Below are 10,183 nucleotides of genomic sequence, written 5' to 3' on the forward strand. Positions count from 1 at the left end.
CAGGCCTCAGGCGGTCGGCGCCACGTCCGGCCCCAGCAGCCGGCACAGCGTGCGGGCGTCGCGCACGGCGTGCCCGCCGATGTCGTTGTTGAAGTAGGCGTAGACGTCCTGCCCCGCCGCGTGCCACGCCGCGAAGCGGTCCGCCCACGCCCGCAGCTCGTCGTCGGAGTAGCCCGTCGCGTACAGCGGCCCGCGCGGCGGGCCGTGCAGCCGCACGTAGCGCAGAGCCGACGTGTCCCGCTGCACCGCAGGCACTCCGGCGCCGTCGGCGAGGCACGCGGCCGCCCCGTGGCGGGCGAGGACGTCCGCGACGGCGTCGTCGTCCCAGCTCGCGTCGCGGAACTCCACGGCCACCCGGACGTCGTCGGGCAGGAGTTCCAGCACGCGGTCGAGGCGCTCGTCGTCGCGCACGTGGTCGGCGCGCAGCTGCAGCAGGAGCACGGCCGCCGCGTCCCCCAGCTCCCGCCAGCCCGCGACCATCCGCTCCACCCAGGGTTCCGGCGAGCCGAGCCGACGGTAGTGCGTGAGGTAGCGCGAGGCCTTCACCGACAGCCGGAAGCCCGGGGGCAGCTGCTCGCGCCAGGCCGCGAACCGCTCGGGCGGCGGCCAGCGGTAGAAGCTGGTGTTCAGCTCGACGGTGCGGAACTCCCGCAGGTAGTGCTCCAGCCGGCGCGCGGGTGGCGTGCGCGGCGGGTAGAGCACGTCCACCCAGTGGTCGTAGCTCCAGCCCGAGGTCCCGACGAAGACCGTCACGGCGTGGACCCCGTCAGGTCGTCCGCTGGTAGAGCACGTGGTCCTGCCAGCGGCCCGCGATCCGCAGGTACCCGCGCGCCACCCCGATGCGCTCGAACCCGTTGCGCTGCAGCACGGCCTGCGACGCCGAGTTGGACAGCAGCGTGCCGGCCTGCAGCCGGTGCAGGCCCAGCTCGGTCCAGGCGCGCTCGACGACGTGCCCGACGGCCTGCGTCGCGACGCCCCGCCCGTTCACGGCCTCCGCGACGAAGTAGCCGAGGTGGCCGGACTGCGCCGCGCCGCGCACGACGTCGGCGACCGTGATGCGCCCCACCAGCTCCCCGTCGCGCAGGATCCCGTAGGGCACGCAGCGACCGGCCTCGTGCTCCGCGAGCAGGTGCGCGACGAGCCCGGCCTGGTGCTCGACGGTGAAGTACGCGGCCTCGCGCTCCGGTTCGTAGGGTGCGAGGAACTCCCAGTTGTCCTGCAGCAGGCGGGCCAGGTCGCCTGCGTCGTCCTCGGTGAGCAGCCGCACCTCGGTCCCCCGCCGCCGGGGCGGGGGCGTCACGACAGCACGAACCAGACCGTCTTGCCCGGGTCGGCCGCCTCGACGCCCCAGCGGTCGGACAGGATGTCGACGAGCGCGACGCCGCGGCCCCCCTCGGACTCCAGGGACACGTCCCGGCGCACGGGCGGGCGGGGGTCGCCGTCGCGCACGGAGACCCGCAGGCCCTCCTCGCCGACGCACTCGACCCGCACCGTCACGGGCGGCCCGCCGTGGCGCACGGCGTTGGTCACGAGCTCCGAGACGAGCAGCTGCGCCTCGTCCAGCACCCGGCTGTGGTGCAGCGCGCAGTAGGCCTCGGAGAGGAACCGCCGGGCCTCCCGTGCGGAGTGCTCGTGGTCGGGGAGGGTGATCTCCGCCGCCGGAGTCGCTTCGCACACGGCACCATCCTGCCGCCGCGGGCCCGGGACGGCGCGACGGGCCCCCGCGGCGCGCGGGGCGTCTCAGCTGGTGAGCAGCCGCACCATGTCGGCCGCGGTGCGCTGCACCGGCAGCCGCAGGGCGTCGAGCTCCGCCTCGCGGACGTGGCCGGAGGTCAGGTGCTCGACCGGGCGGGGGGTGTGGGCCGGGTCGACGATGCGCTCGGAGAGCTCCAGCCCCACCCGGACGGCCACCGCGAGCGGCACCGCCCAGCCCGCCCGGTCGACCTGGGACAGGGCGTGCGCGAGGTCCTCGGGGAACGACCAGGCCGCGAGCGCCTCGGCCGAGACGCGGGTGTGGGTGACGCCGTAGCGGCGGTTCTCGGCCTCCAGCAGCTCCTCGCGGTCGCCCGCGGCGGCCAGCAGCGCCGGGTAGTGCTCGGGGTCGCAGCGCACGAGCAGGGCCTGCCCCAGCCGGGACAGCATGCCGAGGCTGAAGGCGTCGGGCGCCTTGACGCCCAGGCGGGCGGCGATCTCGCCGGCGGCGACCGCGGTCAGCAGGCTGCGCTCCCAGAACGACTCCAGGACCGCGGGGGTGTCCTCCAGCCCGGCCATCGCGGCGACCGCGAGGCTGCGCACGGTCGCGAAGCCGACGACCGTGATGGCGAAGGACGGGGCGCCCACACGGCCGGACAGGCCGAAGTAGGCGGAGTTGGCCAGCCGCAGCACCTTGGCCGTCAGGGCGGGGTCGAACCCGAGGGTGTGCCCGAGCGACCTGGCGTCGGAGCGGACGTCGTCGGTCTCGGCGATGACGCGGGCGGCCACGGGCCGCTGCGCGGGCAGGTCGTCCAGGGCGGCGCTGAGGCGCCCCAGGACGGCCACGGCGCTGTCGTCGACCGACGACGTCGCCGCGGGGCCGGGAGCGGGGGACAGCCCCGTGACGGGCTCGGTGGCCCTCACGCCGGCACCTGCCGGGGGGCGGGCACCGTCGCGGGGCGCGGGGCCGAGCTGACCGGGGCTGGGCCGACGGAGGCTGAGCCGACCGGGGAGACCGGGGCGGGCGCCGCGGGCTGCGGCTGCAGCGTGCCGCCGGCGCGGAGGACCTCGACGAGGGCGTCGGCCGGGACGGGGCGCGAGTACAGGTAGCCCTGCAGGTAGTCGCAGCCGAGCTCGACGAGCACGGCGTCCTGCTCGAGGGTCTCGACGCCCTCGGCGACGACCCCGAGGCCGAGGGTGCGGGCCAGGGACACCACGGCGGCCGCGACGGCGCGCGCCGGGCCGCCCCGGGGGCCGTCGCCGGAGCTGTGCAGGTCGCGGACGAAGGAGCGGTCCACCTTGAGGTGGTCGACGGGCAGGTCCTTGAGGTAGGCCAGCGAGGAGAAGCCGGTCCCGAAGTCGTCGACGGCCACGGTGATCCCGTCGGCGCGCAGGCCCTCCAGGACCGTGCGGCAGGCGAGCAGGTCGGTCGCCAGCGCGGTCTCGGTGACCTCCAGGCAGACGTCGGCGAGCTGCAGCCCGGCGTCGGCGACGCGGCGGCGAACGCCCTCGGCGAAGCCCGGCGCGGACAGGGTCGTGGCCGAGACGTTCACCGCGACCCAGCGGGGCGCGTGCGGCAGGTCGCCCGCGGCGACGCCCGCCCGCCAGCGCGCGAGGTCGCGCAGCGCGACCGTGAGGACGTGGGCGTCCAGGGCCGCGACGAGGTTGCTGCGCTCGGCGAGGCCGACGAAGGTCTGCGGGTCCACGGGACCGAACTCGGGGTGGCGCCAGCGCACCAGGGCCTCGACCCCGACGACCTCGGCGGGGCGGCCCGGCTGGACGACGGGCTGGTAGGCGACGTCGAGGGCGCCGCGGGCGACGGCTTCGCGCAGGTCGGCGATGAGGCGCAGCGTGCGGCGGGCGGTGCGGCGCACGGCGTCGTCGAGGACCTGCCAGCGCCCCCCGCCGGCGGCCTTGGCCTCGGCGACGGCGATGGCCGCGTCGCGCAGCAGCTCCTCGGGCGGTCCGGGCGGTTCGGGGAGCAGGACGACGCCGACGCTCGCCCCCAGGCGCAGCCGCAGGCCGTTGACGTCGACGGGCGCCAGCACGGCGTCCAGGACGCGGCGGGCGGTGGCCGCGACGGCGTCGGCGTCCACCAGGTCGTGGCAGACGAGGACGAACTCGTCACCGCCGGGGCGGGCCACGAGGTCGGCGCCGCGCACGGTCCGGGACAGGCGGCGCGCGACCTCGACGAGGACCTCGTCCCCGGCCTCCGGGCCGAGGCCGTCGTTGACGGTCTTGAAGTCGTCCAGGTCGACGACGAGGACGCCGATGCCGGGGCCGCTGCCGTGCCCGGCGCGGGTGGGCCGCTCCTGCTGCGCGCTCAGGGCGCTCAGGTGCTCCAGCAGAGCCAGCCGGTTCGGCAGGCCCGTCAGCAGGTCGTGCTGCGCCTGGTAGGCCAGCCGGCTCTCGCGGGCGAGGCGCTCGGTGACGTCCTCGACGGTGGCGATGAAGCCGGCGCCGTAGCCGGGGGTGCGCGAGGGCGCGAGGCGCAGCTGGACCCAGCGCAGCTGCCCGTCGGCCCGGCACAGCCGCGTGTCCAGGGCGGTGCGGTGCCCGTCGAGGACGTCGGCGACGGCCTGGACGACGGCCGCGCGCTCCTCCTCGGGGACGTGGGCGAGCCAGCCGGTGCCGTGCAGGGTGTCGGCGGGGACGCCGAGGAGCTCGGCGAAGGCGTCGTTGACGTGCGACAGGCGAGCGCCGACGTCGGAGACGATGGTCGGCACGGGCGAGCTCTGCGCCAGGGTCGCGAAGCGCTCCTCGGCGGCCCGCAGCGTCGCGGAGGTCCGCTCGTCGGAGGGCAGGGCGATCTGCAGGACCCAGTAGTCCTCCCCCTCCAGCGCGGTGCGCTCGCTGCCGGGCCGCTCGCCCAGCGGGGCGGCACCGGCGGAGCGCAGGTGCGTCGGGCGGGACAGCGCGGTCCCCAGGGGCACGGGCCAGGCGACGACCTCGGTGCTGCGGGCGCTGCCGGCGGAGGTGAGGGCCTGCACGGCGAAGCGGGTGCTGCGCTCGTGCAGCAGGACGGACGCCGCCCCGGCGCCGCGCAGGACCCGCGAGACGGCCAGGTCGACGAGGTGGTCGGCGGCGACGCCGAGGAGGTCTGCGGCGGCCGCGTTGGCCCAGCGGATGCGCGGGACCTCGACGGGCAGGCCGTCGGCGGGGCGGGAGACGACGACGACGGGCTGGTCGCCGGCACCGACGAGGTGCAGGAGGGCGGCGGAGACCCCCGGGTGCAGGTCGTCCCCCCTGCCGCGCCACGCCTCGAGTTCCACGGTGCCCGTCCCTTGTGTGTGGGCGGCCCCGTCCGTGGGTCCGCGTCAGGGACTTCATCGGCACGTGCGGGCGGGAGTTGACCCGTCAGGGGTTCCCGGGTGACGCCCGCCGCGCACCGCGGGTGCCCGCCTCACCCGTCCGGCGCAGCGAGGCGCGGCCCGGTCCGGGCGTCCGGTGACGCTGCGGCAGGAGGTTGCCCGGAACGCCGGACGGCGGCCACCCCGAGGGGTGACCGCCGTCCGGTGTCCGCGTGCCGAGGTTCAGGCGCGGGTCAGCGAGCGCAGGACGTACTGCAGGATCCCGCCGTTGCGGTAGTAGTCCGCCTCACCTGGGGTGTCGATGCGCACGACCGCGTCGAAGGCGACCGTCTCGCCCGACTCCTTCGTGGCCGTGACCCGCACGGTGCGGGGCGTGCGGCCCTCGTTGAGCTCGGTGATGCCCGCGACGTCGAACGTCTCGGTGCCGTCGAGGCCGAGCGAGGCCGCCGTCTCCCCCGCCGGGAACTGCAGCGGGACGACGCCCATCCCGATGAGGTTGGAGCGGTGGATGCGCTCGAAGCTCTCGGTGATGACGGCCTTGACGCCCAGCAGGGCCGTGCCCTTGGCCGCCCAGTCGCGGGAGGACCCGGAGCCGTACTCCTTGCCGCCCAGGATGACCAGCGGGGTGCCCTGCGCCGCGTAGTTCTGCGCCGCGTCGTAGATGCTCGACTGCTCGCCGTCGCGGGTGAAGTCGCGCGTGAACCCGCCGCTGACGCCGTCGAGGAGCAGGTTGCGCAGGCGGATGTTCGCGAAGGTGCCGCGGATCATCACTTCGTGGTTGCCGCGGCGGGAGCCGTAGGAGTTGAAGTCCTTGCGCTCCACGCCGTGCTCGGCCAGGTACGTGCCGGCGGGGCTGTCGGGCTTGATGTTGCCCGCGGGCGAGATGTGGTCGGTCGTGACCGAGTCGCCCAGCAGCGCCAGGACGCGGGCCCCGGAGATGTCGGTGACGGGCGAGGGCTCCGGCTGCATGCCCTCGAAGTACGGGGGCTTGCGGACGTAGGTGGACTCGGCGTCCCACGCGAAGGTGTCGCCCTCGGGCGTGGGCAGCGAGCGCCAGCGCTCGTCACCGGCGAAGACGTCGGCGTAGTCGTCGACGAACATGTCCTTGGTGATCGACTCGGCGATGATGCGCTCGACCTCGCCCGCGTCGGGCCAGATGTCGCGCAGGAACACGTCGGTGCCGGACTCGTCCTGGCCGATCGGGTCGTTCTCGATGTCCCAGTCCATCGTCCCCGCGAGGGCGTAGGCGATGACCAGGGGTGGCGACGCCAGGTAGTTCATCTTGACGTCGGGGTTGATGCGGCCCTCGAAGTTCCGGTTGCCGGAGAGCACCGCGGTGACCGCGAGGTCGTTCTCCTGCACCGCGTTCGAGACGGCCTCGGGCAGCGGGCCCGAGTTGCCGATGCACGTCACGCAGCCGTAGCCGACGAGGTGGAAGCCGAGCTTCTCCAGGTACGGCGTGAGGCCGGACTTGTCGTAGTAGTCGGTGACGACCTTCGACCCGGGCGCCAGCGACGTCTTGACCCACGGCTTGGCCGTCAGGCCGCGCTCGACCGCGTTCTTGGCCAGCAGCGCCGCCGCGACCATGACGGAGGGGTTGGAGGTGTTGGTGCACGACGTGATCGAGGCGATCGCGACGGCGCCGTGGTCGATCTCGGTCTGCGTGCCGTCGTCCAGCGTGATGAGCACGCGCTTGGACGGGCGGCCCTGGGCGTGGCCCGGGGCGGCCGGCTCGTCGCGCTCGTCCGTCGTGGAGGACGCGGGCGGGTCGGAGGCCGGGAAGCTCTCCTCGCTCGCCTCGTCCTGCGACGGGCGGCTCACGTCGTCGATGGTGCCGCTCATGGCCGAGGAGGGCGCGTTTCCCGCGGGGACGTCGTCGGTGACGTAGTCCCCCAGGGCGGCGCGGAACGCCTCCTTCGCCTCGGTCAGGACGATGCGGTCCTGCGGGCGCTTGGGGCCGGCGATGCTCGGCACGACCGTGGACAGGTCGAGCTCGAGGTACTCGGAGTAGGCGGCCTCGCGGCTCGCGTCGTGCCAGAGGCCCTGCTCCTTGGCGTAGGCCTCCACGAGCGAGACCTGGTCGTCGGAGCGGCCGGTCAGGCGCAGGTAGTCCAGCGTGACGTCGTCGATGGGGAACATCGCCGCGGTGGAGCCGAACTCCGGGCTCATGTTGCCGATGGTGGCGCGGTTGGCGAGCGGCACCGCACCGACGCCCTGCCCGTAGAACTCGACGAACTTCCCGACGACGCCGTGCTTGCGCAGCATCTCGGTGATGGTCAGGACGACGTCGGTCGCGGTGGCGCCGGCCGGGATGGCGCCCGTGAGCTTGAAGCCGACGACGCGCGGGATGAGCATCGAGACGGGCTGGCCGAGCATGGCCGCCTCGGCCTCGATGCCGCCGACGCCCCAGCCGAGGACGCCGAGGCCGTTGACCATCGTCGTGTGCGAGTCGGTGCCGACCAGGGTGTCGGGGTAGGCCTGCAGCTCCCCGTCGACCGTGCGCGGGAAGACCACGCGCGCCAGGTGCTCGATGTTGACCTGGTGGACGATGCCCGTGCCGGGCGGGACGACCTTGAAGTCGTCGAACGCCGTCTGGCCCCAGCGCAAGAACTGGTAGCGCTCCTTGTTGCGGCCGTACTCGATGTCGACGTTCAGCTCGAACGCGTCCGGGCGGCCCGACACGTCGGCGATGACGGAGTGGTCGATGACGAGTTCCGCGGGGGCCAGCGGGTTCACCCGGGTCGGGTCCCCGCCGAGCTCGGCGACGGCCTCGCGCATGGTGGCCAGGTCGACGATGCACGGCACGCCCGTGAAGTCCTGCATGATCACGCGGGCGGGCGTGAACTGGATCTCGGTGTCCGGCTGCGCCGCCGGGTCCCAGCCGCCGAGGGCGCGGATGTGGTCGGCGGTGATGTTCGCGCCGTCCTCCGTGCGCAGCAGGTTCTCGAGCAGGACCTTGAGGCTGAACGGGAGCTTGTCGGCCCCGTCCACCGCCGCGAGGCGGAAAATCGTGTACTCGGTCCCTGCCACTGTCAGGCTGGCCTTGGCATCGAAGCTGTTCTGGCTGCTCACCGGGAGCTCCTCACTCGTCGTCCGCGACGTTGCGCTGGCGGTCGGGACCGATCGTCCCACCGGCGCCTCCTCGGCGCTCGGGTGCCCTCCCGGCCAGCCGGCTATTTATCTCGACGTCAAGATACCACGGGCGCTGCGGCGCGCCCCGGCTCCGCGGAGGGCCGGTCACCGCACCAGGTCGAGGTCCTCGCAGGCGCCGTCGAGCACGCGCGTGGTGCGGGCCTCGACCACCACGCAGGCGGACGCCCGGTCGCGGACCCGCACCGTGACGAGGCGGACCCGCTCCCCCGTGGCCCGGGCGACCGGCAGGTCGTCCACGTCGGCGGAGTGCGAGGCCGGCCGGGCGTCGCTCACCGCCGTGAAGAGGTCGGGGACGGTCTGCCACAGCGGCGCGGCGCGCAGGTCGCCCCCGCTCCCGGCGCGCTCGACGGCGTCCTGCGTGAGCGCGGCGAGACCGGTGGCGCCCCCGACGGCGCTCACCTGCCCGGTGTCGTCGACGGCGACGAGGTCGTAGGGCGGCGGCGCCCGGAAGGTGTGGAGGGCGAGCAGCCCGACGGCGACGACCCCGAGCACCGCGACCACGGGCGCGGCGAGGCGCGGGACGAGGAGGGCGAGCGCGGCGGTGGCCGCGCCGACCAGCGCCCCGGCCGGCAGGGCCACGAGGGCCACCACGACCAGGAGCCCCAGGCCGGAGCCGAACCACAGCGAGAGCGCGACCGCCGCCACGAGCCCCAGCACCGTGCCCGACCAGGCGTGGCGGGCCACGAGCGCCGCCCCGCGGGCCTGACCGGACGTCCAGCGGGAGACGGGCACGCCGAGCCAGGTGCAGGCCACGACGAGCAGCGCCCAGAACCCGGAGTCCCGGTCGTCGCCGTCCAGCCCGGTCGCCAGCATCCCGAACCCGAGGGCCAGCAGGCTGACGACCCCCGCGCCGGCCGACCGGCGCCACCAGCGCCACGGCCCCGCTCCGAACCCGTCGGCCGGCGCGGCCGCAGCGACCTCGGAACGCCCCGCCGACCTGATCGTGCTCACCGCTCCAGCATCCCGCTGCAGCGGCCTCCGCGGGGGCTGGTGCGCGGCGCAGGTGGTGTCTGGTGCGACACGTCCTGCCGGTCGACGAGCTGCGGACGATGGTGGCGTCGTCGACGACAACTCAGCGTCTCCTGTTGCAGCACAGTGGATGTGCTTGCCGATCGACGAGTGGACCGGTAGACTCGAACACGTGTCCACGACGTGCGCCGCAGCTCTCGACCAGGTGGTCGACGGGTTGTTCGACGCCGTCTCTGCGGGCCTCTCCGACGCTGAACTGGTGGACGTGATCGCCGCCGCGGAACGCGCGAAGCGGGCGCTCGCCGCGGTGCAGGCCGAGGCGACCGCGGAGTTGTCTCGCTCGGTCCGCGCCGACGAGGCGGCGGCCGGAGTTCCCGCAGTGAAGCGCGGCCGGTCGGTGGGGCCGCAGGTCGCGGCCGCGCGGCGGGTCTCCCCGCACCAGGGTGGGCGTCTCGTCGGCGCCGCCCTCGCCCTCGTCGAGGACCTGCCGGAAACCCTCGCGGCGCTGCGGTCGGGGGTGGTGGAGGAGTGGACCGCCACCAAGGTCGTGCAGGCCACCGTGTGCCTGGCGCGGGAGGACCGAGCTCGGGTCGACGCGGCCCTGGCTGGGGAGTTCTCCCGTCCCGGAGTCGGTGCCGCGTCGATCATCGGGTCCGCGCGAGCCCTGGCCCAGCAGATCGACCCGGCCTCCGCGGTCGCGCGGGCGAGGAAGGCGGCCAACGAGCGCTGCGTGTCGATCCGCCCCGCGCCGGACACGATGACCTACGTGACCGCGCTGCTGCCCGTCGCCGACGGGGTCGCGGTCCACACGGACCTGCTGACCGCGGTCAAGGAGCACGCCGCGACCCGGGAACCCGGCGACGAGCGGGGCCGGGGTCAGGTCATGGCCGACACGCTCGTCCAGCGGATCACCGGCCGGGACCCGCAGACCGAGCCCGTCCCGGTCGTCGTCCACCTCGTGATGCCGACGGACACGCTGCTGGACGCGGGTGACGTCTCCGCGAGCGTCCCCGGTCACGGACCGGTGCCGGCCGCCATCGCCCGCGAACTCCTCGCCT

The 10,183-nt window shown here is 74.9% G+C and carries 8 protein-coding genes; 1 reads left to right on the plus strand and 7 read right to left on the minus strand.

What is annotated here, in order from left to right:
* Positions 1-6: 6 nt before the first annotated feature.
* The 7 genes from F1544_RS18645 to F1544_RS18675 all read right to left on the minus strand — a co-directional run bounded on the left by F1544_RS18645 (position 7) and on the right by F1544_RS18675 (position 9,107).
* Positions 7-753 (minus strand): DUF72 domain-containing protein, encoded by a 747-nt coding sequence (locus tag F1544_RS18645; RefSeq protein WP_167587624.1) that lies wholly within the window; start codon positions 751-753, stop codon positions 7-9.
* Between the two features lie 13 nt (positions 754-766).
* A complete protein-coding gene (locus F1544_RS18650) occupies positions 767-1,300 on the minus strand; it encodes a GNAT family N-acetyltransferase (protein WP_308470181.1) in 534 nt (177 codons plus the stop codon).
* A complete protein-coding gene (locus tag F1544_RS18655; protein WP_167587625.1) occupies positions 1,297-1,677 on the minus strand; it encodes an ATP-binding protein in 381 nt (126 codons plus the stop codon). Before F1544_RS18655 ends, F1544_RS18650 begins: the two co-directional genes overlap by 4 nt.
* A gap of 63 nt (positions 1,678-1,740) precedes the next feature.
* The gene (locus F1544_RS18660; protein ID WP_167587626.1) at positions 1,741-2,616 is read right to left on the minus strand and encodes an HDOD domain-containing protein; all 876 of its coding nucleotides are present in this window, start codon (positions 2,614-2,616) and stop codon (positions 1,741-1,743) included.
* Positions 2,613-4,964: a putative bifunctional diguanylate cyclase/phosphodiesterase gene (locus tag F1544_RS18665; protein WP_167587627.1), complete on the minus strand. Its 2,352-nt coding sequence runs from the start codon at positions 4,962-4,964 to the stop codon at positions 2,613-2,615. Before F1544_RS18665 ends, F1544_RS18660 begins: the two co-directional genes overlap by 4 nt.
* Before the next feature lie 261 nt (positions 4,965-5,225).
* The gene (locus F1544_RS18670; RefSeq protein ID WP_167587628.1) at positions 5,226-8,075 is read right to left on the minus strand and encodes an aconitate hydratase; all 2,850 of its coding nucleotides are present in this window, start codon (positions 8,073-8,075) and stop codon (positions 5,226-5,228) included.
* 165 nt (positions 8,076-8,240) lie between these two features.
* Positions 8,241-9,107, minus strand: coding sequence for a hypothetical protein (locus F1544_RS18675; protein WP_167587629.1), 867 nt, complete (start codon positions 9,105-9,107; stop codon positions 8,241-8,243).
* A 190-nt stretch (positions 9,108-9,297) separates the two neighbouring features.
* On the opposite strand from F1544_RS18675, the gene F1544_RS18680 reads away from it, so the two are divergent.
* The coding region (locus F1544_RS18680) for a DUF222 domain-containing protein (protein WP_167587630.1) at positions 9,298-10,183 on the plus strand (886 nt) is incomplete at its 3' end.

It is taken from the genome of Kineococcus rubinsiae, from assembly GCF_011839805.1.
Taxonomy (GTDB): domain Bacteria; phylum Actinomycetota; class Actinomycetes; order Actinomycetales; family Kineococcaceae; genus Kineococcus; species Kineococcus rubinsiae.